The organism is Flavobacterium sp. MMLR14_040 (assembly GCF_033657265.1).
Lineage (GTDB): Bacteria > Bacteroidota > Bacteroidia > Flavobacteriales > Flavobacteriaceae > Flavobacterium.
Genome location: NZ_JAWVWO010000016.1, coordinates 1 through 26,407, shown reverse-complemented (window position 1 = coordinate 26,407; position 26,407 = coordinate 1). Strand labels below are relative to the sequence as shown.

The window sequence follows — 26,407 nt, the reverse complement described above, 5'->3', positions numbered from 1 at the left end:
TAATTAAATCAAAATAAAAATATTGTATAATTGTTATTTTAAGGATAAAAAATTAGCGCAAGTGTATTTTTTGATTAAGTTTGAGAAGTCTTTTTGACAAATTCATAATTTTAACAAATAAATAGTAACGCTATGGATGCAACTTTCGCAACTGGAAAGGAACTTCAAAAAATGGATCCTGTTTTTGGTCAGTTATCTTTTGACGATCACGAACAAATTGTATTTTGCAATGACAAAGATACAGGTTTAAAAGCAATTATTGGTATTCATAATTCGGTTATGGGTCCAGCTTTAGGAGGTACTAGAATGTGGAATTATAATACCGAATGGGAAGCTTTAAACGATGTTTTGCGTCTTTCAAGAGGTATGACTTATAAATCTGCTATTACAGGACTTAATATTGGTGGTGGAAAAGCTGTCATTATTGGAGATGCTAAAACGCAGAAAACACCAGAATTGATGCGTAAGTTTGGTGAATTTGTTCACTCTTTAAGCGGAAGATATATTACTGCAGAAGATGTTGGAATGGAAACAAAAGACATGGATACAGTAAGAGATGTAACGCCTTATGTTACAGGAATTTCTGAAGAAAGAGGCGGATCTGGAAATCCTTCTCCTATAACAGCTTACGGTGTTTATTTAGGAATGAAAGCGGCTGCGAAAAGTCAGTTTGGTTCTGATGTTTTAGATGGAAAGAAAGTTCTGGTTCAGGGAATTGGTCACGTTGGTGAAGCTTTGGTTGAATATTTAACTAAAGAAGGAGCGATCGTAACAATTGCTGATATCAACGAAGAAAAATTATACGAAGTAGCTCAAAAATACAACGCAACAATTTTTACAGGCGAAGATTTGTATAGTGCAGATGTTGATATTTACGCGCCATGTGCAATGGGAGCTACCATTAATGATGATACAGTAAACAAAATAAAAGCGAAAGTAATTGCTGGTGCTGCCAACAACCAACTAGCTGATGAAAATGTTCACGGGCCAAGATTACAGGAAAGAGGTATTTTATATGCTCCTGATTTCTTGATCAACGCTGGTGGAATTATCAATGTTTATGCTGAATTAGAGCATTACGGGAAAGCCGAAATCATGACAAAAACCGAAAATATCTACAATACAACGTTGGAAATTATCGATTATGCCGTGAAAAACGGAATGACAACACATAAAGCTGCCCTTACAATTGCTCAAAATCGTATTGATTTAAGAAAAATTGAAAACGCGGCTAAAAAGTAATTTTTAGTTTACAGTTTACAGTCTCAGTTTACAGTCTCAGTTTGCAATATAACTGAGATTGTAAACTGGGACTTTTTTATGCAGTTTTTAAATTACTGAAAACTGCGACTGAAAACCGTGACTTTTAAGCGGTTTATACAAGACTGCAAACTGCGACCGAAAACTGCGACTGAAAACCACGACTTTTTTACGAATTAATTTTATTATAAGGATTGAAATTCCTAATTTTGCAGACTAATTTTTAAATGTTCTTACAAGGTGGTAAATAGAAGACACATACGCGTTAAAGTAATGCAATCCATTTATGCAATGCATCAAAGCGGTTCTGACAATATGGAAAAAGAAGAAAAATTTCTTTTTTACAGCATTGATAATATTCAGGATTTATATCTTATAATGCTTTCTTCATTGATTGAAATTTGCAAAAAAGAATCTGTTTTTTTACATCTTTCAAGCAAAAAACATCTTGCAACTGCTGCAGAACGTAATCCGAATGAAAAATTTATCAAAAACAAAATTTTTCAGCTTCTTGCCGAAAGCAATTCCCTTAGTATTGCTTTAGAAAACCGTAAAATCAACAACTGGTCTTTAAATGATGATTATATTATTTTACTTTTAAATGATATTAAAGCGAGCGATTTGTATGCAAAATACATGAGCACGACAAAAAATACTTTTGAAGAAGACAGACAATTTATAATTGATTTGTTTGCAGAAGTTATTGTTCCGAATGAGAAATTATATGAGTATTTAGAAGACGATAAATTAACCTGGGTTGATGACATTCCGGTTGTAAATACACATATTATCAAGCAATTGAAAGCTATAAAAACGGAAGATCCAGACGATTTTAGAGTGCCAAAATTGTATAAAGATGTTGAAGATAAAGATTTTGCAAAAGATTTATTTAGAAGAACAGTTTTAAACGAATCTATTTTTGCAAAAGAATACGACGATAAAACCCCAAACTGGGACAGCGAAAGGATTGCTGAAATTGACACGATTATCTTGAAAATGGCAATTTGCGAATTTTTAAAATTCCCGTCGATTCCCGTAAAAGTAACACTTAACGAATATTTAGAAATCGCAAAAGAATATTCTACACCAAAAAGTAGTATTTTTATCAACGGAATTTTAGATAACCTTGTTAAAGAACTTGAAGCCAACAAAAAAATGGTAAAAGTAGGGAGAGGGTTGATGTAAAATCTGGGAAAATCTCAAGTTTTAAAATCCAAATTTCAAAATGCCACTCTGAGCGAAGTCGAAGAGCCAATTTAGAATGTTACTCTGAGAGAAGTCGAAGAGAAAAAATATTAATAATAAATCAAATCAAAAACAGAAATTAAATTATGGGACAATTAACTCAATTTGCGCCATTTCTATTAATGTTTGTAGTGATCTATTTCTTCATGATTAGACCACAACAAAAAAGAGCGAAGAACGAAAAAGAATTTGAAAGCAGCCTAAAAGTAGGTGATAAAATAATTACTAAAAGTGGTTTTCACGGTAAAGTGGTTGAACTTGCAGAAACTACAGTTGTAATCGAAACAATGTCTGGAAAATTAAAATTAGAGCGTTCAGCTATTTCTATGGAAATGAGCGCTGCTTTGAATAAAAAAGCGTAACGCTTTTTAAAATTCCAAATAAAATTTTAAATCCTAAATTCCATCCCGATAGCTATCGGAAGGAATTTGGGATTTTTTTTGTTTGTGGTTTTCGTCCTGGTATGTCTTTGCGAGGAACGAAGCAATCTCATTGCAATGATTTAATGTTTTTGAGTCGTGGTAATGCGGTGTAGTACATACGGTACAAATTTACAATGTCCATTAATTTTTCTACCAACATTTAACCTCTACGAGGTAAGTTCATTAGGATTTAATAATTCAGTAAGAGTAAACCTGATATCTTTTTTAAACATTTAAACATCTGCAAACTATACTCCGTTAGGAGTTAAATGTTGGTAGAAAAACAATTTACACCCAACATGAATGTCCTGTAGGGACTACACAGAAGTATAAAAATTTAATGAGATTGCTTCGTTCCTCGCAAAGACGCGGCTTGCGTAATAAAAAAACCTTTGTCAAAGTTTTAAAACTTTGACAAAGGTTTATGTCCAGAATTGGAATTTGGAATTTTCTAAACTTTACCTGTATTTATCATTCAACCCAATATTCCCTAAAATCATCGGAATCACTTTTTCAATCCTCGTAATTTTAGTTTTTTCTTGTTTTGCAGTTTCAATATATTCTAAAAACTCATATTGCTTATACGGACTGAATTTCTGAAAAGCTGCTGCTAAAGCCGGATTCAAATCCATTTCTTTTTGAAGCAATTCAGAAACAATTGCTTCTTTTTTAGTTGGTTTAAGGATTTTACCTTGCTTTTCGTTTTCAATTGCTTCTAATATATATTCTAAAACTTCTTTTTCGTTTACTTCATCTTTTGAGGTAAAACGCCATTGACGCATCGATTTTGTTTTGTCTTCCTGAGCGTTAATAAGTCTCTTTTTTTCATCTTTCAGAAAAACTCCGTTCAGGAACCAAATCGCAAAATAATCTTTAAAACCTCCAATTCCTATAACGTTTCTTTTGTTGTAAACATAAATAGGAGCGCCCCATTTTATGGTTTCAACAAGCTCGGTTTTATCAATAATTGATTTTAGGAAAAGAAGTTCTTCTTCCCATTTATTGACTTTATCCCAAACGTGTTTTTTATCAGAATTAGGTTCCAATTTATCTTTTTCTTTTAGGTTTTTCAGTTACATCAAAAGCACCCTGAATGGCTGTTAATTCAGCAATTTTTACAATTACTTCTGTTGCTTTCTGGATACTTTCTGCCGGAACATATTCGTATTTTCCATGAAAATTATGTCCGCCCGCAAAAATATTCGGACAAGGTAGTCCCATGTATGATAATTGAGAACCATCAGTTCCGCCTCGAATAGGCTTAATGATTGGTTTGATGTTTAATTCTCTCATTGCTTTTTCAGCAATGTCAACAATATGTTTTACCGGAAGCACTTTTTCTTTCATATTATAATACTGATCTCTTACTTCAGCCGTTACAATATCTTCACCAAATTGTTTCGCGAATTTTTTGTTGATTTTCTTGGCAATTTTTCCAATTAAATCTTTTCTTTTTTCAAATTTTACTTTGTTGTGATCACGAATAATCAATTCTAAAACAGTTTCTTCGATGCTTCCTGTTAAATGATGTACGTGAAAAAATCCTTCGTAACCTTTAGTTTCCTGTGGTGTTTCTCCTTTCGGAAGTTCGTTGATGAAATCATTTGCAATCAACATTGAGTTGATCATTTTTCCTTTGGCATAACCAGGGTGAACGCTTTTTCCTTTAAAAGTAATTTTGGCTCCAGCGGCATTAAAATTTTCGTATTCTAATTCGCCAATCTGGCTTCCATCCATGGTATAAGCCCATTGAGCGCCAAATTTTTCTACATCAAAATGATGAGCGCCACGACCAATTTCTTCATCTGGAGTAAAACCAATTCTGATTTTTCCGTGTTTGATTTCCGGATGCTGAATTAGGTATTCCATTGCCGAAACAATTTCTGTAATTCCAGCTTTATCATCTGCGCCAAGCAAGGTTGTTCCGTCTGTTGTGATGATGGTTTGACCTTTATATTGCAATAAATCTTTAAAATAGTTGGGAGATAAAACAATGTTTTTCTCTATATTTAAAATAATGTCTTTACCATCATAATTCTCAATAATTTGAGGCTTTACATTGGCTCCGCTAAAATCCGGCGAAGTATCAAAATGTGAAACGAAACCAATTACGGGAACTTCGTGATCTACATTACTTGGCAAAGTTGCCATGATATAGGCTTTATCGTCTATAGTGACCTCTTGTAAACCAATTGTTTTTAGTTCTTCGACTAGTTTATTGGCAAGATTCCATTGTTTTTCTGTACTTGGAGTAGTTTGTGAGTTTGGGTCTGATTCTGTATCAATTGTTACATAACTGATAAAACGATCTATAATATGCTGCATTTCTTTAATTTTTAGCAAATATAAGCAATTATTAAGGCGTTTAAAACATAAAAGAGTTTGCCACGAATTTCACGAATGTCCACTAATTTATGGTTGAGGGATGAGATAAAAGAGTTCGCCACGAATTTCACGAATTAGCACGAATCATTTATAATTTAAAAATCCAGTTTCACGAATTATATTTCATGATACTGGATTTAAGTTTTATTTGTACACACTTCTGATTAGTGAAAATTAGTGAAATTGCTTCGCCTGTTCGCTATCGCTCGGGTTGTGGCAAAAAAACTTTACTGCACACATCTAAAACCAATATGATTTGCCGGAGATTGATAATCCCCTTTTCCTCGTGTGCCTACCATATAGCGGGAACAATATTGATCTGTGCATAAAAAGGATCCGCCACGCTGTACTTTTTTCAGTAGGCCGGGATCTGCGGGATCGTATGATTTTTCGGCACCTTTTGGGTTTTTGGTTACTTGTCCGTTTTCGCTTAAAGTAGCATAGTAATCAGGAGTGTACCAATCGTTTGTCCATTCCCAAACATTTCCTCCAATATCGTAAAGTCCGTAAGAATTAGGTTCAAATTGTGCTGTTGGCGCTATACCAATATAACCATCTTCGCCGGTATCGCCTTTTTCAATAGGAAAGTGTCCCTGATAAATATTTCCCTGAAACTTTCCTTTAGGTTTTAATGTATTTCCCCAAGCGTATAATTGTCCTGATTTTCCACCGCGAGCTGCAAACTCCCATTCGGCCTCAGTAGGTAATCTTTTACCGGCCCATTTTGCGTAAGCAGCGGCATCAGCATAAGAAACCTGTACAACAGGATATTTCTCTCTGCCAATAATAGAACTCATTGGGCCTTCAGGATGTCTCCAGTCTGCACCGCCAACGTAACTCCACCATTGCATATAATTATTTAAGTCTACAGTTGCCGGAGTAGGGGTAAAAACTGCCGATCCGGCTATTAAATTTTCTAACGGAGCATCAGGATATTCTTCGTGTGTTGGTTTTTTTTCAGCCAGTGTTACGTAACCTGTGGCTTTTACAAAAGCTGCAAATTGCTCGTTTGTAACTTCGGTTTGATCCATATAATAGCCGTCAACATAAACCCTGTGAATTGGTGCGGCATCTTTTGTAACACCTTTTATGCTGCATAAGCTTTCGTCTTCGACATTACTTCCCATAGAAAATTCTCCTCCAGGAATCCAGACCATGCCTTTTGGTGCTTTGCCGGCAGGTTTGTTTTTATTTTCTATAGTGGGTTTAAAAACAGATTCGCCACTGGCATGTGGAGTTTCGGCACAATCTTTTGCTGCAGCTATTTTATTTTTTTCTTTCGGAATAATTTTAGTGTAACCAAATGCAATAGAGATAATTGAAAGGACTAATATTGCAAATATCCAATAAGTTTTATTTTTCATGGTAGTCAGGTTTTAATTTGAAAGTAATTGCCGGGAAAACAATCCGGTCAAAGTTAAAAAAATATTCTATCTATTCTATAGGGTTAATAAAATAAAAAGATTTGTTATTTATCTTCTTCAACCTTAACAACTTCATATTTGTCTTTGCCATCAACCTGAACAGGTTGATAATATGTTTCTCCAAATTTTACATATTTTACATCTCCTATGGTTACTTCTTCACCGCCTTCGGGTAAGTTATCTACTAAGGTTCCGGCTGTTGGTGCAACGACTTTATAGGTGCTGCCGTCTTTTTCATAATACGTTCCTCCGTAATAATAATTATTGACGGTTCCTGTATTGACGGTTTCGGCACCACTCGGAATATTATTTACAGTTCCACCAACAGGAGCGGGTACAGCTGTATAACCACCACTTGTCGAAGTATACCAAACTCCCTGATCATAATGATATTGTGTGCTTTCAACGCTTACTACAATCGCTGTAACAGCTAAAGTTGCTACAAAAAATCCCCACGGATGCCAAACCGGACCCCAATAAAATGGTCTGTATGGATGAAAGAAATAAGGATTGTAAGCATGATATCTATAGCCGCCATAAACGTAAGGAGGACGTACGTAAGGTCGTGGCCCGGGTCTTACAACAGTATTACGGTTGTTGCGAACATGTACACTATTGTTTACATTGATATTTACATTGTTTCTGTTTACCGTATTGCCACTAATATTGGTATTTCTGTTACCGCTATTATTGATATTGTTTCTGGTTGCTGAGTTTCTGTTTGTTGTTGCATTTCTATTTCTGGCATTTGTGTTTGAAGTATTGGCAGGTCTCGTAACTTTATTAGTAGATTTTCTAACACCTGAATTATTAGCTCCCGGTCTTGTTTGCGTTGCAGGTCTTTGTGTTGCAGGTCTTGTTTTTATAGCTCCGCCACCAGTTCGGTGTGTGCCGCCGTTTCCGCCCACTCGTCGTTGTGCTAAACCATCAATAGAAATTAAGAAAAATGATCCAGCCAGACACAGTAGTGCTGCCTTTTTTAGTGTTTTATTTATACTTTTCATTTTCAGTGTTTTATGGTGTATTAAAATTATTAAAAAAAATAAGAATAATTGTAAAAAACAAAAATCATTTTAGTTTTTGCGTGTGCTATGTCTTTGGTAATAAGTTGAATATGAAATTTTTGTAATAAGTTATAACGAAATATCCCATTGTATTCTAAAACGCCAGCCTGCTTCTAACGGCAAGGTTTTATCCTGAAAACTAAAATAACTAAACTCTGATGTAAGCTTGTTTTTATGGCCTTTAAAAAACCAGTTAAAAGCAATGGTGGTTTCATCCTGCAAATTTTGTCTAATTGAGTTGTCTGGTCTGTAAGCTGCGTGTCTTGCTGCCATTTCTAAATGTTTTGGCCACCATGCAAAAGCATTGTTAAAAAAATAACCAAGCTGCGCATAATAACCTTTCATTGTAGTGGTTTTGTTATTATCTAGTTTGTCTATAATATCTTTAGTATGCCATTCGCTTTGCCAGGAAAATCCGCGATACATAAATGCAGTTTCAAAATTCCATTGGTTAACACGATATTGTCCCGGCGCTCCGTCTTCAAATCCATCTAAATAACCGCCTCCGGATTGCGAAAACCTTGTATACGGACTTCGGTTTGTAATGGCAGAAAAAGCAATAATTGGCGTTAGTTTTTCGTGAAATTCTAAATCACTTCCTTCAAAATCAAGAAATCTTCCCAGAAAATTCCATTGAGCACGACCAAAATACATCAGGTTATTATCATCGTTTGAAGTATTTCCTCTTCCTGTTCCTGTTAAAGCTGCTGCCCAATAATTAAAATCAGCAATTCCTTTTCCTTTCAGATGTCCATACACTTCAACTCCCATTTGTCTGTCTACCGTAAACGGGCGATTGATTAAAGACCGGTCAACAGTTTGCTGTTCTCCGCTGCTAATAAAACGTTCCCTCGTAAACTCAACTTTCCATTGCCCTACTTTTAAACTAAGCCATTTGTATTTTTCCACCATGATTCTAAAATCAAGCAAATTCGACTGGCTCAATTCATATTCCCAATAATAATTGAGCCAGGGTTCAAAAGCATGACCGCCCACTTTTAACCTCGCGCGATTGATTTTAAAAGTCGTTTGTTTATCCTGACTATAATCGTCATATGTCAACGGATCCTGATCATTTGGCGTCGAAAACCGAAATTGTAAACGACTCTGAAGCTGAAAGAGAAATTTATTATCGTTGGTTCGTAATTCAATTCCTTTTTCGCCATATCTAAAATGAATGAGCTTGGTTGTATCTTTTATTTGTTGCGATAAGCCTGAAATACTCAATAATAACAGAATAACCGGCAGATATCTTTTATAATGGCGTGTGATTCTGTTAATAATGTACATAGACTTGATTTGGTTTTATAATCCTTTGATGTATGCTTTCAATTTATTTTCCTCCAAAATTTTTGGCAATTCCCAATCCAATTCCCCAACTATCGTATGCGTTCCATTTAAAGTCATAGCTAAAAGTTCCAAAAACTTCCCAGCCTTTTGGCAATTCATAACCGTATTCTGCTCCGGCGCGGGTTAGTAAAAAGTCTTCTTCTTTTGCAAATTCACCTCCCATTCCTAATAAAAAACTCCAATGTTCATTTACTTTGTAAATTCCCATCAAAGCAGGTGCGATAGGATAACTTCTTTCAACAGTTTCATTTTCTTCTCCGCCTGCCAGGTTTTTTTCGACTTTAAATTTTTCGATAACAAAATCAGTATGTAAACCAATTGCCCATTTTTGGCTAATATGATAGGTATAATCAACGCCCCAGGCAGGTAAGGATAATACTTCGCGATTTCCATCTGCATCAATTCCTTCAAAAACATGAACATGGTTTATGGATATTCCGATTTGATGATGCGGTTTAAAAACTTCCTTTTCTTCATTTTGCTGAGCTATACATTTGCTGTTAAAAATAGTAATCAGGCTAAAAAGCGTTATGTAGACAAAAGATTTTTTGAAATAACTATTTCTGTGCAGCATTTGTTATTTGTTTTAAAATCAAACAATTCCGTATATTATGAAACAAGAATTTTCTTAGTGTTTCAAAATTAAGTATTAAAACTTCCAAAACGGAAGCAGAAAGTCTCTACATTGTTTCATTTTATAACTTGCAACGTTAAAAATTTGATTTTGCGTTTCTTAAAACAATTACGATATTTTAGAAGCAAAAAGTTATTAGCGTTGGTTTTTTTGTAATTAATTGGTTATGATGTTGTTGGGGGTTTGTAAATTGATTTGAATCTCATTATCTATTTGTTTTTATAAAAAAGAGCCATTTTCAAGTATTATAATTAAATTTGCAACCGAAAAATAACACAACAACTCTTATGTATAAATTGATAATTCGCCCAATACTTTTTTGGTTTGATCCGGAAGAAGTACATTATTTTACTTTTTCATTCGTTAAATTCATTTCAAGAATTCCAGGAGTTTCATCAATTATAAAATCAATTTACGAAGTAAAAGACAGTCGTTTAGAGCGTGAAGTTTTTGGAATTAAATTCAAAAATCCGGTTGGGCTTGCTGCAGGATTTGATAAAGATGCAAAGTTGTATAAAGAACTTTCAGACTTTGGTTTTGGTTTTATCGAAATAGGAACCGTAACGCCGGTTGGTCAGGAAGGAAATCCTAAAAAACGTTTGTTTCGATTAAAAGAAGATCAGGCAATTATTAACCGAATGGGATTTAATAATGGCGGAGTTCTTGAAGCTGTTGAACGTTTAAAAAAGAATTCAAATGTTTTAATTGGTGGAAATATTGGAAAAAATAAAGTAACGCCAAACGAAAATGCCGTTGACGATTATATCATTTGCTTTGATGCATTATTTGATCATGTCGATTATTTTGTAGTAAATGTGAGTTCGCCAAATACACCAAATTTAAGAGCTTTACAAGATAAAGAGCCTTTGACAGCTTTGCTTCAAACTTTGCAAAACAGAAATGTAGAAAAGCAAAAAACAAGCACTCAAAAAATAAAACCAATACTTTTAAAAATTGCACCAGACTTAACAGACGAGCAATTATTAGATATTATTGATATTGTAAAAACGACTCAAATTGCGGGGGTAATTGCAACCAATACTACTATTTCGAGAGATGGATTGCAATCTCAAAATCAATCTGAAATGGGCGGATTATCAGGAAAACCATTAACAAAGCGTTCTACGGAAGTAATTCGTTTTCTTTCTGAAAAAAGCAATAAAGCATTCCCGATTATTGGAGTAGGAGGAATACATTCTGCAGATGATGCTATCGAAAAACTGAATGCCGGAGCGAGTTTAGTGCAATTATATACCGGATTTATTTATGAAGGTCCTGCGTTGATAAAAGCAATAAATAAAAAGATTTTAAAGCAATTGTAAAAGCAGCGCTTGTACAAGAAGCCCGATAACGATAGCGACTCCAAAACTGATCAATGTGCCAATTAAAACATATTCGGTCAGTTTTCTGTCTTTGGCTTCTTTTAAATCTCCAAACCTAAAAATAGATTTAGCGGCCAACAAAAAGCCAATTGCTTCAAAATGTCCGGTTAAGATAAAACCGAATACGAACAAACGTTCCAGAATACCGATATAATTTCCCGCATTGGCAAGTGAATTGTCCTGATGACTATTTTGATTTTCGGGGCTCCAGATAGAAATAATGGTTTTAATAAAAATAGAAGTTGGTTTTGTAATAAATAAAAATCCTGTTATTAAAATCCAGAATTTATTATCAAACCAGATAAAATTTATGGCTTTGTTTTGATACAATAATACGATCGCAATTAAAACTAAAATATGTGCAATTTGATCTGCAATAAACCAGGTTCGTTTTGTTGTGTTTTTTTGAAAATTGAGTTTGATTAAGTCAATGATTCCGTGCGAAATTGCGATTAAAATGGCATAAGGAATAAAAGCAATATCCCATACTAAAGCTGCTGCAAGGACACCGTGTAAAAGAATATGAAAATATAAATAAATACTCTTATGTTTTTTAGCTTCTTTATCTTCAACCCAAGAATTGGGCTGCCATATAAAATCGCCTAATAAATGTGCTAAAAGTAGTTTTATAAATAAAATCATGGCTTAAGTTCTTTTATTTGTGTTCTAAAATATCGATCTAAATTCATAATTAAATCAAACTGGGCGCGTTTTTGTCTTCGGCTTACAGCGGCTTGATTGATGCCTAATTTTTGTCCAAGTTCTTCTTGCGACAAGTTTGGGTTTTCTATTGCAACGGCAACAAATTGAGCCGGTTGTGCAAGCCAATTGTCCATAAAAGTTAATGCCAGACGAAGCATTAAATTCATTTTTTCATCAAAAATAATATCTCCGGTTCTAAGAGCTAAAGTCACCTTTTGTTTTTTTAAAGTTTCAAAAAGCTCTCCCGAATTTATAAAGGCAGTTCCATTACTTTCGGATATTTTTTCGGCATTATGTGTTTTATCTCCAAAACCAATACTCATTCTCGCATCAGATTTTAGGGCCCTTAGATGTGCTTTTATTAAAATAGCAGTCAATAAAGCTTCTTCTGGATTTTTGATTTCTACCTGAAATTCATCTCCTCTGTAAATCTCCCATTGAGCAGGCATTTCTCCAAACGGCGACAGGATTTTTTTTAAATCCTCTACCCAATGTTTAGACTTTTGCTGTCTTGAACCAATTATGTCTCCTGTAATTACGCTTGTCATATTCAAATATAATTAAAAATTAATTAATTTATATATTACAAATATACGTAATATGTTTAATTATTACATATTTATGTAATTATTTAATTTATTGCATTTATAGGTAATGTTATTGAATATTACAATTTTAATGAATATTAAGTGATATCACTTTTATGACAAAAAGACGACCAGTATATTATGAACTTATATCACTTATATGGTTAAAAAAAACATACGACTTTTATTTCTTTAAAAAAGAAACTAACTTAGCCTTCACAAAAGAATAAACTTTGAATAAAGAAATCAAAATTATCGAATGTCCACGCGATGCCATGCAGGGTATCAAAACTTTTATTCCTACCAAGAATAAGGTTTCATACATACAAGCTTTGCTTAGAGTGGGTTTTGATACCATTGATTTTGGAAGTTTTGTTTCCCCAAAAGCGATTCCGCAAATGCAGGATACAGCCGAAGTTTTGGCACAGCTTGACTTATCACAAACAACAAGTAAACTGTTGGCGATTATCGCCAATACCCAAGGCGCTGCAATGGCATCAGAGCATGAACCTATTCAATATTTAGGTTTTCCTTTTTCTATATCCGAGAATTTCCAAATGCGAAATACCCATAAAACCATCGCAGAATCTTTGGTTACATTGGAAGAAATTCTGGAAATTGCTGATAAAAAAAATAAAGAAGTGGTAACGTACCTTTCAATGGGTTTCGGAAATCCGTACGGAGATCCGTGGAATGTTGAAATCGTGGGAGAGTGGACAGAGAAACTATCGACAATGGGTGTGAAAATCCTGTCACTTTCTGATACCGTTGGAAGTTCAACGCCGGAAGTTATCACCTATCTTTTTTCGAATTTAATTCCGAAATATCCTCAAATTGAATTTGGCGCGCATTTGCATACCACTCCAAATAGCTGGTTCGAAAAAATAGAAGCAGCTTCAAAAGCGGGATGTACTCGTTTTGACGGTGCTATTCAGGGCTTTGGAGGCTGCCCGATGGCTACAGATAAATTAACCGGAAATATGCCTACCGAAAAGTTAATTTCCTATTTTACTTCAAATAAAAAAACAACAGGACTAAATTCTTTAAGTTTTGAAAGTGCTTATAATGAGGCTTCAAAACTGTTTGGACAATTTTATTAGAATAAAAAGTAGTATATTTATTACTCAATTTATAATAAGTTACATCAAATTAACGTTGTTTCTTATTATTTAATCTACTTTTTATGGAAATACCACACTCAATCAGAAGAATTCATACATTCTTAGGCTTGGCATTTTTATTCTCTTCATGCGCAAGCGATCTGGATATTGATCAAATCAATAATATCAAACTCGAACCTGTTTTTGTAGCTAACCTGGCTTTTTTTGATGTGCCTGCAAATAAATTCATAGACGATGGAAATGCCCATGAAATTGCAGTCGATGTCCAGCCTTTTAAAATCTTTAAAGAAAATCATTTCAAAGATAATTTGGTTAAGGCAGAACTTGATTTCGAAATAGAAAACACTATAAACAGAGCCTTTAGTATTGATTTTGTGCTTTATGATAAAAATGACGCAATCATTGAAACCATAACTTTTGAAGTTCCGGCATACACAGGAAGCCCGAATGTTATAAAATTTCCCACAGAAGTTTTCGAACAGGCAAGACTAGAGCTTTTGAAAAAAACAGTTGAAATTGGTTTTACTGTTAAAATAGCTGCAGGCCCAGCCTTAAATGAAAATAGTGTAGGTAATTTGAAATTACGATCGAGTGCAACCGCATATATGGAAATCGAATGAGAAAAGTATATCTGATAATACTGGTTGTTTTCCAGTTTGGTTTTGCGCAAAACAAAGCGTTATTATACAATTTTACTTCAATTCCACAAGCTTCACTAGTCAATCCGGGTGCTGATGTTTCGTACAAATATTATTTTGGAATTCCGTTATTATCCGGAGTTTCAGCTAATTTAGGGTCGAATAGCTTCACTGCGTATGATTTATTTGCTAATGACGGAGTTGATTTTACCGAAAAAGTCCGAAATATTATAAACAAATCATCAGCCAATGATAAAACCCATGTTAGTGAGCAAGTCGAAGTTTTTTCAGGAGGTTTTAGAGTTGGAGGAGAAGATAGTCAGTCGTATGTATCCTTTGGAGTTTATCAGGAATTTGATTTTTTGATGTATGTGCCCAAAGATTTAGGAATATTAGCATTAGATGGAAATCGGGATCATATGGGCAAATCATTTAATCTTGCTGATCTAAATGTTAGGGCAGAAGCGTTATCGGTGCTGCATGTTGGTTTTCATAAAAAAGTAAGTGAAAAATTAGTACTGGGTGGCCGCGTCAAACTTTATTCGAGTGGTGCCAATGCAACATCAACAAATAATTCGGGTTTTGTTTATACAGACGAAATAGAAGGTACCCGAAATATTTACAGCCAGGTAATTTCTTCAAATGTAGAAATTAAAACTTCAGGTATTGCTACTTTTAGAGAAGATGAATACAGAGGAAGCGAGACCGAAGACATTATACATAACAGTTTTTTTAACGGAAGTTTAGGTTTAGGAGTAGATGCCGGAGTTACTTATTATTTTAAGGATGATCTTCAATTTACAGCAAGTGTTATAGATTTGGGTTTTGTAAGACAGTCTAAGGATATCGAAACGCGAACCTATAAAGGAAGTTACACATACAACGGTGTAAATCCTAACTTTGATGATATAGATGGACCAAGAAATGTTTTAGGAGACTTTGAAAAAGCTATTCCGAGAGAGACACTTTATGACAAATACACCACTTGGAGACCAACAAAATTCTATTCTTCTCTTCAGTATTCATTTGGAGAATCAAGATATGGTGAAGAATGTGATTGCAGAGCTAAAAGTAAGCGAGGATATGCAAATTCTATTGGTGGTCAGTTGTATATAATGAGTATGCCAAAAAAACCTTTTACAGCTTTTACTGCTTTTTATAAACGCAGTATTTTCGAAAAATTAGATTTTAAAGCTACTTATACTTTTGATACTTTTTCGAATACAAATTTAGGATTAGGGCTTTCCGGAACAATTGGAAAATTCAATATTTATGCTCTGGTCGATAATGTTTTTGAATATAAGGACGTTACCAAAGCCAATAGTATAGCGTTTCAATTTGGTTTAAATTTTATTTTTCCAGATTCAGAGTAATTTTATAAAATTCCAATAACTAAATTCCAAATTCCAAATCTTTATTGCAGCATATTTTTAAATGGAGCAACAAAACTGGAATTTGGAATTTTTTAATTGGATTTTGAAGATTACGAATGTAGTACCTTTCTTATAGTAATAAAATTAAGAAAAACTTAGTATTCAAGTTTCCAATTTATTCACTATATTTGCACGCAATTCAACTACAAATTGCACCATGATAGCACACAACTCCAAGATTATCGGCGAAGGTTTAACTTACGACGATGTATTATTAGTACCTAACTACTCGAATGTGCTTCCTCGCGAAGTGAGTATCAAATCAAAATTTTCCCGTAATATAACATTAAACGTTCCTATAGTATCAGCTGCTATGGATACCGTTACCGAAAGTGCAATGGCAATTGCTATGGCGCAAGAAGGCGGAATTGGCGTTTTGCATAAAAATATGACCATCGAGCAACAAGCAGCGAAGGTTAGAAAAGTAAAACGTGCTGAGGCAGGAATGATTATCGATCCGGTAACATTACCAATGACTTCAACAATTGCAGATGCAAAAAACGCCATGAAAGAATTCGGAATTGGCGGAATTCCAATTGTTGACGAAAATAGAATCTTAAAAGGAATCGTTACGAATCGTGATTTACGTTTTGAAAAAAACGGAGCGAGACCAATTATAGAAGTAATGACCAGTAAAAACTTAGTTACTGTTGCAGAAGGAACTTCATTAGAACAAGCCGAAGTAGTTTTACAAGGACATAAAATAGAAAAATTACCAGTTGTAAATGCTCAAAATGAATTAGTTGGACTAATTACTTTTAGAGATATTACAAAATTAACTCAAAAACCAATTGCTAATAAAGATACTTTTGGTCGTTTGAGAGTTGCTGCCGCAATTGGTGTTACCGGCGATGCAGTTCAAAGAGCTGAAGCGTTAGTTGCTGCAGGCGTAGACGCAATTATTATTGATACAGCACACGGACATACAGAAGGTGTTGTAAACACATTGAAACAAATAAAAGCAAAATTCCCAAACATTGATGTAATTGTAGGAAACATTGCTACTCCGGAAGCTGCTAAATATTTAGTAGAAAATGGAGCCGATGGTGTAAAAGTAGGAATAGGGCCTGGTTCTATTTGTACAACACGTATCGTAGCAGGTGTTGGTTTTCCTCAGTTTTCAGCAGTTTTAGAAGTGGCTGCAGCTATAAAAGGAACAGGCGTTCCGGTTATTGCAGATGGTGGAATTCGTTATACAGGAGATATTCCGAAAGCAATTGCTGCAGGTGCTGATTGTGTAATGTTAGGTTCATTATTAGCAGGAACAAAAGAATCTCCGGGAGAAACTATTATTTTTGAAGGAAGAAAATTCAAATCTTACCGCGGAATGGGGTCTGTTGAAGCAATGCAAACGGGTTCTAAAGATCGTTATTTTCAGGATGTTGAAGACGATGTTAAAAAATTAGTTCCGGAAGGAATTGTTGGCCGCGTTCCTTACAAAGGAGAATTAAACGAAAGTATGCTTCAATTTATCGGAGGTCTTCGTGCCGGAATGGGATACTGTGGTTCAAAAGATATTCCAACTTTACAGGAATCCGGTCGTTTTGTCAGAATCACGTCAAGCGGAATTACTGAAAGTCACCCACACAACGTTACGATTACAAAAGAAGCTCCAAATTATTCAAGATAATTTTCAGCTTTCACTATAAAACAAAAGGCATAAGATTTAATTCTTATGCCTTTTTTGATTTTTATTGAATAATCAAAATCCCATTATTCAATTCATCAATTATGCCTTGATTTGGTTCAATCGCTTCGGCCTGAGCGCCGTACTGCATTTGTATAGAACCGCCTTTTCCGTTGTAAATAAAACCTTGATATTTGTACAAAATATCATTGTAATCTAACTCACACTCAAAGTAATTAACGGTAATATCGTTGATTTTCTTTTTATAAATTTTCAGGTTTTTGATCTTTCCAAATTCTTTGTATTCATCCTGAATAGTACTTTTAAGATTTTTATCAGTAATAAAATAATCATATTCAATAAAGTATGCGTTTACTAAATTATACTTGTCATGAAATTGTGCATCCCAGTCTATAGAATCGGTATTTTTAATCCAGTGATCAGGATTGTATTTAATTTGATAAATCTCTTTACGACTTGTATAAGTTTCTAGTTTTGAATTTTTTTTAGTTTGTCCTGTTGAAATAAGGCTGGATAGTAAAAATAGGAAAAGTAGATTTTTTGACATTTTATATTTTATTTTTTGGCTAATAATAGAACGAAAGTAGCAAATAAAAATTACTTGAAGCAAAATAATTTTACGAGATTAATATTTGCACCTTGTTTGTCATTTCGACGAAGGAGAAATCTCCGCAAGTAGCTCTACAAAGATTGGCGACTTTCTATGCGGAGTTACTTGGGGAGATTTCTCCTGCGTCGAAATGACATAAAATGAGAAAAAATTTCCCAATCAGCTTCTTGCTTCAAAACAAAAAAGCTAACACAATTTTAAAAATTACGTTAGCTTTTTCTGCGTAGAAATATATTATTTTTAAGGCGAAACAGCTTCCTGACCAGCTCTTACTTTTTGATTATCTAATATTTTTTGAATAAAAGGCTGTGTTTCTTTTTCAACATCAGATTCAGAAATATCCAATGCTTTCGGATCGTTAACTAACTCATACCAAGGTTTTGGACCATCAAAATTATAGCTTCCAAAAACAATAACGGGAGTTCCTTTTACTTTTACATTTTCTTTATCTTTCAAAATCCATTCATCTGCCCACTTATATAGGTATTTTGCATCTTTTTCCAGCAATCGCAAACAAGAATGCGAGGCAGGATATCCAGGTAATTCATACTGGTGAAAACCAACTCCGAGTTTATTCTCGATATTAAAATTCCATTTTAAGTCCCATTCGTCATTAAAAGTACTTGTTGTTTGTTCCGCTTTCCAATTGGTAAAAAACAATCCGGTTGGTGTTGGATCTTTTTTTCTTCCCATATTTGTTGGACCGGTATAAACTAATTCTCCATTTTCGTAAGCTGCAAATGTTTGCGTTGGATAAGAAAAAATCAACACTTTTTCAACCTCTTCTAAACTTGAAACATGAATAGGAAACGGAAGATAATAAGGCAAATCTCCACTAAAATCTGATGGAATAACAACAGAATCCTTTTTAGCTAAATTGGCTTTATCAGTTCTGTTTATGGCATATAAAATATCTAATTTAGTCGAATCACTTTTATTTGCCTCAAGCCATTCTTTTGTTTTTTCAAAATGAAAACTAACGGAGGATGCTGGTTTTTTATATTCAACAGTTTTTTTCGGCTTTTCTTCTTCGTTACCTGTTGTTCTCGTAGTTTTACTTTCCTTACAAGAAATTAACAAGGTTAAAATCAATAAAAGGAGAATATTTGATGTGTAATATAACTTTCTCATAATTGGGATTTTTTAGTAGAGTAAAGTTATTTTTTTTACAGCTTAGACGAATTACAGAATTTTTGGAATTGTTTATTTTATTAACATTTAGAAATTGCATTCATTTGATGTAATTCGTCTAAAATCAATTTTAACAGTTCTAACAATGATTTTAGAGTTTCCATGCTTTGAATTTGACTATCTGTAAAATAGGATAATTCATATTCACCTTTAGGTAATTTCTCGCCCCAAATCCCTTTTTGGTCAGATATTTGCAAATTCATTTCTTTTTGAGATTCAATGAGTTTTTTAATCTCTTTGTTTCGCAATAAAGTCTTTATTTTAAACTCATTATTACTTTTGATGATAAAAGCTTTATCAAATTCAGGATGATCAATTTTTATATCTTGCGCGCCAAATAATTTTTCAATTTTTCTAATAAATCCTTCACGATATATTTCAAATCTAAAACCATCTGTTAAAATAATCGGCACAATAACCCTGGTTGTTTCGGTGCTGTATTTGCCTGACCACGCAGTAAAATTATCAAAAAGGATTTTCCAGTTTTTGTGTTCAATTTCTGTTGAATCAGAAATCCAGGAATAACCTTCTTTAAAAGTTCCGCCAGTTTCTTGTGCAAATTCCTGCCAGATATTTTTGGTTTTTGAAGCTTCGGGCATTGATGTTTATTTTTAAGAATTCTATTTTCTATTTTTGATTAGATATAAACTCAGAAATGTTTTTATTCCATTCAATTTTATTTTTTATTAGGTAATTTTCATGCCCGGTGTTTTTATAAATGTTTAGAGTTTTTGGACCTCTTAAATTGGTATAAATTTCATCAATTTCTTTTCGACTAACACTTTTATCTTTTTCCCCGTAAAACAATAGAGTTGGGCAACTTATAGTTTTTGCATATTCTTTTGGGTTATGGCTAAATCCCCAAAATCCATTTTGTATTCCGCCCCAAAACAATAAAATTCCAGCCATTGGAAAAGTTGGTGCATTCATTTTTTTGAATCTGGCACAAACTGTTTCATACATCGAACCAAATGGACATTCGATTATAATTCCTTTTGGCTTTATTTTGTAATCCTTAATACATTTCATAATCGCTACAGCTCCCATCGAAGTACCAAATAAATATATGTTTTTTTCTCCGGTTTGTTTTAAATAATCAAAGGATGTTTTTACTTCTTCGGCTTCCATATAACCAATTGTAGTCTGATTTCCTTCTGAGTTTCCGCTTCCCATAAAATCTACCAGCATTGTACTAAAGCCTAATTTTATAAACTCATTTGATTTTTCAATCATTAAAGATTTTTCAGCGCCGTACCCATGAAATAATATAACAGTTCCTTTTGAATTTTCAGTTTTAATTAACCAGCTCTCAATTTCTTTATTGCTTTGTAATTTTAAAGTTTGATATTTTTGAGAAGGAAATTTTATGTTTTTTGGTTTAGGATTAGTAACCCCAAAAAGCAAAGTTTTTACCTTTTCAAATGAAGTTAGTTTTTCAGGGCTTTTAGTTTTTTCAGATATACTTTCTGGGAAATGAGTAAATTTATAAGCATGAAAAAAAGCAATACTATTCATTATTATAAAAATAACAAATAGTATTTTAAGAATTTTTATCCCGTATTTATGTAATTTCATTTAGAATTTTGTCTGAATTTTGGTTGTTTAAAAATAACATATTCTAAATCAAAAAAGCTTAAATCAACCCTTTAATCTTAGCATGTTGTAATAACATAATAGTCTTAGCATCCGTAATTTCACCAGATTCAAACATCGCATAAGCTTCATCAAACGTATATTCCAGCACTTCGATATTTTCCTGTTCAGCATCTAATCCGCCGCCATCGTTTACTTTCATGGTTTCATCATATTCACCAACAAATAAGTATAAAATTTCTGTTACAGATCCTGGAGACATATAGGTTTCTATGACTTTTTCAACTTTGGTTAAACGATAACCCGTTTCTTCTTCCGTTTCACGAATGACTGCTTCCTCAGCATTATGCTGATCCAAAAGTCCCGCGCAAACTTCAATCATCATTCCGGTTTTATTTCCGTTTAAGTAAGTTGGCAAACGAAATTGTCTCGTTAGAATTACGGTTTTTTTCTCGGTATTGTATAATAAAATAGCGGCGCCATTTCCTCGATCATAAACTTCACGAATATGCGATTCTACATTGCCATCTTTCTTTTGGTAATCAAAAGTTACTTTGTTTAATACATACCAATTGTCTGATAATAACTTAGTTTCAGTAATTTTAATTTCTGGATTTTTCATGTGTGAAATGTTTTGTATAAAAAAACGCTCTGGTTATCAGAGCGTTTAGATGTATTATTTTGTTATTGTTTGCTTTCTGTCTGGTCCAACAGATACAATCTTAATTGGTACACCAACTTCTTCTTCAATGAACTCGATATATTCTTTTAGCTCGATTGGTAATTGATCATAAGTAGTCAATCCTGTTAAATCAGCTTGCCATCCTTTAAACTCTTTATAAATCGGCGTAACATTTTCAGGCTCGATGTTGTAAGGAAAGTGAGAAATGTTTTGTCCTTTATAGTTGTATTCAGTACAAACTTTTAAAGTTTCCAAACCAGAAAGTACATCACCTTTCATCATCATCAATTGCGTAACTCCATTTACCTGAACAGCATATTTTAAAGCCACTAAGTCTAACCATCCGCAACGTCTTTGTCTTCCTGTTACAGATCCAAATTCGTTACCAACTCTTGCCATTGTTGCGCCAACCTCGTCAAAAAGTTCCGTTGGGAAAGGCCCGCTACCAACACGTGTGACATACGCTTTAAAAATTCCGTAAACTTCTTTGATTTTGTTAGGAGCAATTCCTAAACCAGTACAAGCTCCGGCAGCAGTAGTATTTGATGAAGTTACAAAAGGATAAGTTCCAAAGTCAACATCTAATAAAGACCCCTGAGCTCCTTCGCATAAAATAGATTTACCTGCTTTTTGAGCCTGGTACATATATTCTTCACTGTCAATAAAATCTAATTTTTTTAATTCTTCAATAGCTTCAAAAAACTCTTTTTCAAGTTCAGCTAAGTTATATTGAATCGCTACATCGTAAAAAGCAATCATTGCTTCATGTTTGTCAGCTAATGCTCTGTAACGTTCCTTAAAATCTTCTAATTCGATATCTCCAACACGCAAACCATTTCTACCGGTTTTGTCCATATAAGTTGGGCCAATTCCTTTTAATGTAGAACCAATTTTTGCTTTTCCTTTTGATGCCTCAGATGCTGCATCTAATAAACGGTGCGTTGGTAAAATTAAATGTGCTTTTCTTGAAATGATCAGTTTGCTTTTGATGTCAAGGTTGAATTTCTCTAAACCTTCAATTTCTTTTTGAAAAACTACCGGATCAATTACAACCCCGTTTCCGATGATATTTACTGAATTTTTATGAAAAATTCCAGAAGGAATGGTTCTTAAAACGTGCTTAATTCCATCAAATTCTAATGTATGTCCTGCGTTTGGTCCTCCTTGAAAACGTGCAATAATATCATAATTTGAGGTAAGAACGTCAACAATTTTCCCTTTACCTTCATCTCCCCATTGTAATCCTAGTAATAAATCTACGGTCATTCTGTTTTAATTTGCGTTGAGGCAATCTAAGTCGCCCTACTGATTAATGTAGTTAATTTTCTTTTTTTTATTTTAAAAATAATTCCTTTCTGTGGATTATTGTTTTTGTTTTTTGTTTCCGTAGAAATAAAGTGAATGATTCGTGATTTCGATATCAAATATTTCTTCGATTGTTTTTTTGATGGTTTGAATTCTTGGATCACAAAATTCAATTACTTCGCCAGAATCAGTCATAATAATATGATCGTGCTGTTTATCAAAATATGATTTTTCGTAGTAAGCCTGATTTTGCCCAAATTGATGTTTTCTAACCAATGCGCAGTCTAACAATAACTCGATCGTGTTGTATAAAGTAGCTCTACTCACACGATAGTTTTTGTTTTTCATTTTGATATAAAGGTTTTCTATATCAAAATGCTCTTCGCTATCGTAAATTTCCTGAAGTATAGCATAGCGCTCAGGAGTTTTGCGATGCCCTTTTTGTTCAAGATACATTGTAAAAACGTTTTTTACAATTTCTTGATTTCTAGTGTTGTCAGTTGAAATGAGTGTCATATCCGGCAAAGATAATTTTTTATTTTTAATGAATAAAAGTTTCGGGTTTAAAGTTTAACGTTCAAATCTATATTCGATTATGAATATCACATTAAATACAAGGTTTTACAACGATAAATTTTAGAAAGTTCACAGGAACTTAATTAACATAATTATTTTTATTTATGATAAAACTAACAAATTTTTAGTTGGTTTTAGACATATACATATACCAGTTCCATTCCCAGGTTTTTCCTTTGTCATCAGACATTGCCTGACTCCAAACGGGATTGTTTTCATCTCGTGCATCCCATCGAAATACCTGGATTACATTTTTTCCTTCAAATACATCTTTCGAAAAAAAATGTCCTACCTTATTTTCGAAAGAACCCACAACCGGTTTGTCTAAAGTTCCCGAAGTCGAATCTGCCCAATAAATACTCCATAATTTTGTTTTTGGATTAAATAATCGAACTGTCATTCCTTCAAAAGGTTCTCCGTCAAAAGTGGCGAGGAAATTATCAATGTTTCCAATTCCGTTTAAAATCTTATACATTTCCTGAGTCGACGGAAATTCAATCCATTCGTTTGAATTCGCAAATCTCTTTTTTAATTTTTTGTTTCGAATAACAGATTTTCCCTGAAAAAAATCAAAATCATCTTTTGAAGAAGATTCAGAAGCGACAATTATAAGTTCGCCATTTTCATCAAAATATATTTCAGGAATTTCTAAGGAATCTGTTTTCATAAGTATTTAAAAGTTATAGTTAAGTTCTGTATTCGCGAGTGACTTTATCAACACCATCAACTTTTTTAATTGCGTTGATCATTTTTTTCAAAATGGTATTATTTTTCACAATAACCGCAATCTGACCGTGAAAAATTCCTGCATCGGTACTCAGCGAAATACTTTGAATATTTACGCTCATATTGTTCGAAATCACTTTTGTAAGCTGATTTGTAAGTCCTAAAACATCCATTCCGGTAATGTTGATAATGGCTTTAAATTCTTCCTGAGAAGAGTCAATCCATTTGGCACTCATAATGCGGTATGCATAATTAGACTGCATTCCAATGGCGTTCGGACAATCTTTTTTATGCACTTTGATTCCTTCATTAATGGTTACAAAACCAAAAACATCGTCACCCGGAATCGGGTTACAGCATTGCGAAAGTTTGTAATCAAGTTTATCATGCTCCGTTCCAAAAACCAGCATGTCATAATTACTGCTAATAACCGGTTTGTGAATGTCTTCGGCAGCGGTTGTATCTTTATTTCGTTTAATTTTATTTTTAAAGAAATTGATAATCGTATTACCTTTTTGCGCAGCATAATCTTTTAATTGCTGGTTTTCGATAGCGCCAATTCCAACTCTGTAAAATAAATCTAAACTTGTTTTTAGCTTGAAAAAGTTCACCAATTCATTGATAACCTGCTCACTAATTGTTATTTTTAGATGTTTAAGTTTTCGCGTAAGCAACTCTTTTCCTTCTTCGGCAATTTTTTTAGTATTTTCGTTAAGAACGTTTTTAATCTTATTTTTTGCTCTGGAAGTTGTCACATATTCCAACCAGTTTACGGTTGGCTTTTGGTTGGCAGACGTAATTACTTCAACCTGATCACCACTTTTAAGTTCATGATTTAAGGGAACCAAGCGTCCGTTTACACGCGTTCCTCTGGTTTTAATCCCAATTTCAGAGTGAATGCTAAAAGCAAAATCCAGCGAAGTTGCCCCTTTTGGCAGCGATTTGATTTCTCCTTTTGGGGTAAAAACGAAGATTTCTTTTGAATATAAATTCATTTTAAAATCTTCCACAAAATCAACTGCATTTGTTTCCTGATTTTCCAGCGCTTCACGAAGTAAATTCAGCCAGACATCCAAACCGCTTTCTTCCGTTGCGCCGTTTTTGTATTTGTAATGAGCAGCGTAACCTTTCTCTGCAATTTCATCCATACGCTCGCTTCGGACCTGAACTTCTACCCAGCGGCCTTTTGGTCCCATAACGGTAATGTGCAAAGCTTCGTAACCGGTTGATTTTGGAGATGAAATCCAGTCGCGTAAACGACTCGGACTCGGTCTGTAGTGATCTGTTACGATCGAATAAATTTTCCAGGCCACAAATTTTTCGTCATGCGGATCTGCTTTATAGACAATTCTAAGGGCAAATTTGTCATACACTTCATCAAAACTTACATTTTGAGCGCGCATTTTTCTACGAATAGAATAAATAGATTTCGGACGGCCTTTTATGATATAATCGATATCTTCCTTATCCAAAGATTTTTTCAAAACATCCGAAATATCCTTGATATAAGCATCCTGTTCTTCTTTTGTCTCTCTGATTTTGCTTACGATGTCCTCATAAACAGCAGGTTCAGTGTATTTTAAGCCAAGATCTTCTAGTTTGGTTTTAATATTGTAAAGTCCCAAACGATGGGCGAGAGGGGCGTAAATATATAAAGTTTCAGAAGCGATTTTGGTTTGTTTGTATTCCGCCATCGAATCCATGGTTTGCATATTGTGCAAACGGTCGGCCAATTTGATTAAGATAACGCGCACATCGTCGTTCAAAGTCAGAATCATTTTTCTGAAATTTTCGGCCTGCATCGACGCATTCAAATCCTTTTGAACCATCGAAATTTTTGTCAGACCTTCCACCAATTGTGCCACTTTTGGGTTGAATAATCGTTCGATATCTTCAACCGTCATAGGCGTATCTTCAACAACATCGTGCAGTAAAGCCGCAGCAATAGAGGTCGCTCCCAGACCAATTTCTGAGGCAACAATTTTTGCAACTGCAATAGGATGAAAGATATACGCTTCTCCAGATTTACGACGCTGCTCTTTATGCGCATCAACTGCTACATCAAAAGCTTTTCGAATAAGTTTTTTGTCAGTTGGGCTTAAAGTTTGGTAGCTAATCCGAAGTAATTCCTTGTATTCCTGCGCAATTGCTTTGTTTTCTTTTTCAATATCTATTTCTATCATAACGGCATAGTTCAAGTACTAAAAATAAGAATAAGTTCCAACATACACAAGGGAATTGAATTGTAGATTTATGATATTAGATATTAGATTTTTAGCACGTTAAAGGACTTCAATTCAACTCATTCTGACATATGAAATTAAATTCGAAGAATTTAATTTCATAAAATCTAAAATCTAAAATCTAAAATCTAAAATCTAAAATCTAAAATCTAAAATCTAAAATCTAAAATCTAAAATCTAAAATCT

The 26,407-nt window shown here is 33.8% G+C and carries 25 protein-coding genes; 8 read left to right on the top strand and 17 right to left on the bottom strand.

The genetic code is table 11. From position 1 onward, the window contains the following. Nucleotides 1-132: 132 nt before the first annotated feature. The 3 genes from SD960_RS18015 to yajC all read left to right on the top strand — a co-directional run bounded on the left by SD960_RS18015 (nt 133) and on the right by yajC (nt 2,867). On the top strand, nt 133-1,242 hold the full coding sequence (locus SD960_RS18015; RefSeq protein ID WP_318805141.1) for an amino acid dehydrogenase: 1,110 nt from the start codon (nt 133-135) through the stop codon (nt 1,240-1,242). A 291-nt stretch (nt 1,243-1,533) separates the two neighbouring features. Beyond that, nucleotides 1,534-2,445 carry a transcription antitermination factor NusB gene (nusB, locus tag SD960_RS18010; RefSeq protein ID WP_318805140.1) on the top strand — a complete coding sequence of 304 codons (912 nt, stop codon included), beginning with the start codon at nt 1,534-1,536 and terminating at the stop codon, nt 2,443-2,445. A gap of 146 nt (nt 2,446-2,591) precedes the next feature. After that, complete coding sequence (yajC, locus tag SD960_RS18005; protein ID WP_302095177.1) at nt 2,592-2,867, top strand: preprotein translocase subunit YajC; 276 nt, start codon at nt 2,592-2,594, stop codon at nt 2,865-2,867. A gap of 518 nt (nt 2,868-3,385) precedes the next feature. Here yajC and SD960_RS18000 read toward each other — a convergent pair. The 6 genes from SD960_RS18000 to SD960_RS17975 all read right to left on the bottom strand — a co-directional run bounded on the left by SD960_RS18000 (nt 3,386) and on the right by SD960_RS17975 (nt 9,724). Then, nucleotides 3,386-3,973: a YdeI/OmpD-associated family protein gene (locus SD960_RS18000; protein WP_318805139.1), complete on the bottom strand. Its 588-nt coding sequence runs from the start codon at nt 3,971-3,973 to the stop codon at nt 3,386-3,388. A 1-nt stretch (nt 3,974) separates the two neighbouring features. Next, a complete protein-coding gene (gene pepT, locus SD960_RS17995) occupies nt 3,975-5,252 on the bottom strand; it encodes a peptidase T (protein ID WP_318805138.1) in 1,278 nt (425 codons plus the stop codon). A 287-nt stretch (nt 5,253-5,539) separates the two neighbouring features. Next, nucleotides 5,540-6,676: a formylglycine-generating enzyme family protein gene (locus tag SD960_RS17990; RefSeq protein ID WP_318805137.1), complete on the bottom strand. Its 1,137-nt coding sequence runs from the start codon at nt 6,674-6,676 to the stop codon at nt 5,540-5,542. 104 nt (nt 6,677-6,780) lie between these two features. Continuing rightward, the gene (locus tag SD960_RS17985) at nt 6,781-7,740 is read right to left on the bottom strand and encodes a DUF6515 family protein (RefSeq protein ID WP_318805136.1); all 960 of its coding nucleotides are present in this window, start codon (nt 7,738-7,740) and stop codon (nt 6,781-6,783) included. Nucleotides 7,741-7,869: 129 nt separating this feature from the next. Next, nucleotides 7,870-9,090: an OprO/OprP family phosphate-selective porin gene (locus SD960_RS17980; protein WP_318805135.1), complete on the bottom strand. Its 1,221-nt coding sequence runs from the start codon at nt 9,088-9,090 to the stop codon at nt 7,870-7,872. 43 nt (nt 9,091-9,133) lie between these two features. Beyond that, nucleotides 9,134-9,724: a hypothetical protein gene (locus SD960_RS17975; RefSeq protein ID WP_318805134.1), complete on the bottom strand. Its 591-nt coding sequence runs from the start codon at nt 9,722-9,724 to the stop codon at nt 9,134-9,136. Nucleotides 9,725-10,071: 347 nt separating this feature from the next. Between SD960_RS17975 and SD960_RS17970 the strand changes: the two genes are divergently transcribed. After that, on the top strand, nt 10,072-11,106 hold the full coding sequence (locus SD960_RS17970) for a quinone-dependent dihydroorotate dehydrogenase (RefSeq protein ID WP_318805133.1): 1,035 nt from the start codon (nt 10,072-10,074) through the stop codon (nt 11,104-11,106). Here SD960_RS17970 and SD960_RS17965 read toward each other — a convergent pair. Beyond that, on the bottom strand, nt 11,092-11,808 hold the full coding sequence (locus SD960_RS17965) for a DUF3307 domain-containing protein (protein ID WP_318805132.1): 717 nt from the start codon (nt 11,806-11,808) through the stop codon (nt 11,092-11,094). The two genes, SD960_RS17970 and SD960_RS17965, sit on opposite strands and share 15 nt — an antisense overlap. Further along, a complete protein-coding gene (locus SD960_RS17960; protein ID WP_318805131.1) occupies nt 11,805-12,416 on the bottom strand; it encodes a hypothetical protein in 612 nt (203 codons plus the stop codon). Before SD960_RS17960 ends, SD960_RS17965 begins: the two co-directional genes overlap by 4 nt. Before the next feature lie 272 nt (nt 12,417-12,688). On the opposite strand from SD960_RS17960, the gene SD960_RS17955 reads away from it, so the two are divergent. The 4 genes from SD960_RS17955 to guaB all read left to right on the top strand — a co-directional run bounded on the left by SD960_RS17955 (nt 12,689) and on the right by guaB (nt 17,277). Continuing rightward, nucleotides 12,689-13,555, top strand: a complete 867-nt coding sequence (locus SD960_RS17955; RefSeq protein ID WP_318805130.1) for a hydroxymethylglutaryl-CoA lyase — start codon at nt 12,689-12,691, stop codon at nt 13,553-13,555. 83 nt (nt 13,556-13,638) lie between these two features. After that, entirely contained in the window at nt 13,639-14,196 is a 558-nt protein-coding gene (locus SD960_RS17950) for a hypothetical protein (protein WP_318805129.1), read from the top strand. Beyond that, nucleotides 14,193-15,587: a DUF5723 family protein gene (locus tag SD960_RS17945; RefSeq protein WP_318805128.1), complete on the top strand. Its 1,395-nt coding sequence runs from the start codon at nt 14,193-14,195 to the stop codon at nt 15,585-15,587. The genes SD960_RS17950 and SD960_RS17945 overlap by 4 nt, the downstream gene beginning before the upstream one ends. Before the next feature lie 217 nt (nt 15,588-15,804). After that, the gene (gene guaB / locus SD960_RS17940) at nt 15,805-17,277 is read left to right on the top strand and encodes an IMP dehydrogenase (protein WP_042566403.1); all 1,473 of its coding nucleotides are present in this window, start codon (nt 15,805-15,807) and stop codon (nt 17,275-17,277) included. 61 nt (nt 17,278-17,338) lie between these two features. Here the strand turns inward: guaB and SD960_RS17935 are convergent, their stop codons facing one another. The 9 genes from SD960_RS17935 to SD960_RS17895 form a co-directional block, all read right to left on the bottom strand. Further along, nucleotides 17,339-17,842, bottom strand: coding sequence for a hypothetical protein (locus SD960_RS17935; RefSeq protein ID WP_318805127.1), 504 nt, complete (start codon nt 17,840-17,842; stop codon nt 17,339-17,341). 303 nt (nt 17,843-18,145) lie between these two features. Continuing rightward, nucleotides 18,146-19,036, bottom strand: coding sequence for a L,D-transpeptidase (locus SD960_RS17930; RefSeq protein ID WP_318805126.1), 891 nt, complete (start codon nt 19,034-19,036; stop codon nt 18,146-18,148). An 80-nt stretch (nt 19,037-19,116) separates the two neighbouring features. Next, complete coding sequence (locus tag SD960_RS17925) at nt 19,117-19,695, bottom strand: hypothetical protein (RefSeq protein WP_318805125.1); 579 nt, start codon at nt 19,693-19,695, stop codon at nt 19,117-19,119. A 28-nt stretch (nt 19,696-19,723) separates the two neighbouring features. After that, complete coding sequence (locus SD960_RS17920) at nt 19,724-20,671, bottom strand: alpha/beta hydrolase (RefSeq protein WP_318805124.1); 948 nt, start codon at nt 20,669-20,671, stop codon at nt 19,724-19,726. A gap of 58 nt (nt 20,672-20,729) precedes the next feature. Next, on the bottom strand, nt 20,730-21,311 hold the full coding sequence (locus SD960_RS17915; protein WP_318805123.1) for an NUDIX domain-containing protein: 582 nt from the start codon (nt 21,309-21,311) through the stop codon (nt 20,730-20,732). A 54-nt stretch (nt 21,312-21,365) separates the two neighbouring features. Then, nucleotides 21,366-22,637, bottom strand: a complete 1,272-nt coding sequence (locus SD960_RS17910) for an adenylosuccinate synthase (protein ID WP_318805122.1) — start codon at nt 22,635-22,637, stop codon at nt 21,366-21,368. A 96-nt stretch (nt 22,638-22,733) separates the two neighbouring features. Next, a complete protein-coding gene (locus SD960_RS17905) occupies nt 22,734-23,192 on the bottom strand; it encodes a Fur family transcriptional regulator (RefSeq protein ID WP_029268726.1) in 459 nt (152 codons plus the stop codon). A 184-nt stretch (nt 23,193-23,376) separates the two neighbouring features. Next, nucleotides 23,377-23,919, bottom strand: coding sequence for a hypothetical protein (locus tag SD960_RS17900; RefSeq protein ID WP_318805121.1), 543 nt, complete (start codon nt 23,917-23,919; stop codon nt 23,377-23,379). Between the two features lie 19 nt (nt 23,920-23,938). Further along, complete coding sequence (locus tag SD960_RS17895; RefSeq protein ID WP_318805120.1) at nt 23,939-26,161, bottom strand: RelA/SpoT family protein; 2,223 nt, start codon at nt 26,159-26,161, stop codon at nt 23,939-23,941. Nucleotides 26,162-26,407: the final 246 nt, after the last annotated feature.

Excerpts from the sequence above, each read along its gene's own strand:
- SD960_RS17900 (WP_318805121.1), bottom strand. The coding sequence starts at position 23,919 with ATGAAAACAGATTCCTTAGAAATTCCTGAAATATATTTTGATGAAAAT.
- SD960_RS17910 (WP_318805122.1), bottom strand. The coding sequence starts at position 22,637 with ATGACCGTAGATTTATTACTAGGATTACAATGGGGAGATGAAGGTAAA.
- SD960_RS17980 (WP_318805135.1), bottom strand. The coding sequence starts at position 9,090 with ATGTACATTATTAACAGAATCACACGCCATTATAAAAGATATCTGCCG.
- SD960_RS17960 (WP_318805131.1), bottom strand. The coding sequence starts at position 12,416 with ATGACAAGCGTAATTACAGGAGACATAATTGGTTCAAGACAGCAAAAG.
- guaB (WP_042566403.1), top strand. The coding sequence starts at position 15,805 with ATGATAGCACACAACTCCAAGATTATCGGCGAAGGTTTAACTTACGAC.
- SD960_RS17990 (WP_318805137.1), bottom strand. The coding sequence starts at position 6,676 with ATGAAAAATAAAACTTATTGGATATTTGCAATATTAGTCCTTTCAATT.
- SD960_RS17920 (WP_318805124.1), bottom strand. The coding sequence starts at position 20,671 with ATGAAATTACATAAATACGGGATAAAAATTCTTAAAATACTATTTGTT.
- SD960_RS17950 (WP_318805129.1), top strand. The coding sequence starts at position 13,639 with ATGGAAATACCACACTCAATCAGAAGAATTCATACATTCTTAGGCTTG.
- SD960_RS17895 (WP_318805120.1), bottom strand. The coding sequence starts at position 26,161 with ATGATAGAAATAGATATTGAAAAAGAAAACAAAGCAATTGCGCAGGAA.
- SD960_RS17970 (WP_318805133.1), top strand. The coding sequence starts at position 10,072 with ATGTATAAATTGATAATTCGCCCAATACTTTTTTGGTTTGATCCGGAA.
- SD960_RS17975 (WP_318805134.1), bottom strand. The coding sequence starts at position 9,724 with ATGCTGCACAGAAATAGTTATTTCAAAAAATCTTTTGTCTACATAACG.
- yajC (WP_302095177.1), top strand. The coding sequence starts at position 2,592 with ATGGGACAATTAACTCAATTTGCGCCATTTCTATTAATGTTTGTAGTG.
- SD960_RS17915 (WP_318805123.1), bottom strand. The coding sequence starts at position 21,311 with ATGAAAAATCCAGAAATTAAAATTACTGAAACTAAGTTATTATCAGAC.
- SD960_RS17945 (WP_318805128.1), top strand. The coding sequence starts at position 14,193 with ATGAGAAAAGTATATCTGATAATACTGGTTGTTTTCCAGTTTGGTTTT.
- pepT (WP_318805138.1), bottom strand. The coding sequence starts at position 5,252 with ATGCAGCATATTATAGATCGTTTTATCAGTTATGTAACAATTGATACA.
- nusB (WP_318805140.1), top strand. The coding sequence starts at position 1,534 with ATGCAATCCATTTATGCAATGCATCAAAGCGGTTCTGACAATATGGAA.
- SD960_RS17930 (WP_318805126.1), bottom strand. The coding sequence starts at position 19,036 with ATGAGAAAGTTATATTACACATCAAATATTCTCCTTTTATTGATTTTA.
- SD960_RS18015 (WP_318805141.1), top strand. The coding sequence starts at position 133 with ATGGATGCAACTTTCGCAACTGGAAAGGAACTTCAAAAAATGGATCCT.
- SD960_RS17925 (WP_318805125.1), bottom strand. The coding sequence starts at position 19,695 with ATGCCCGAAGCTTCAAAAACCAAAAATATCTGGCAGGAATTTGCACAA.
- SD960_RS17985 (WP_318805136.1), bottom strand. The coding sequence starts at position 7,740 with ATGAAAAGTATAAATAAAACACTAAAAAAGGCAGCACTACTGTGTCTG.
- SD960_RS17965 (WP_318805132.1), bottom strand. The coding sequence starts at position 11,808 with ATGATTTTATTTATAAAACTACTTTTAGCACATTTATTAGGCGATTTT.
- SD960_RS17935 (WP_318805127.1), bottom strand. The coding sequence starts at position 17,842 with ATGTCAAAAAATCTACTTTTCCTATTTTTACTATCCAGCCTTATTTCA.
- SD960_RS17905 (WP_029268726.1), bottom strand. The coding sequence starts at position 23,192 with ATGACACTCATTTCAACTGACAACACTAGAAATCAAGAAATTGTAAAA.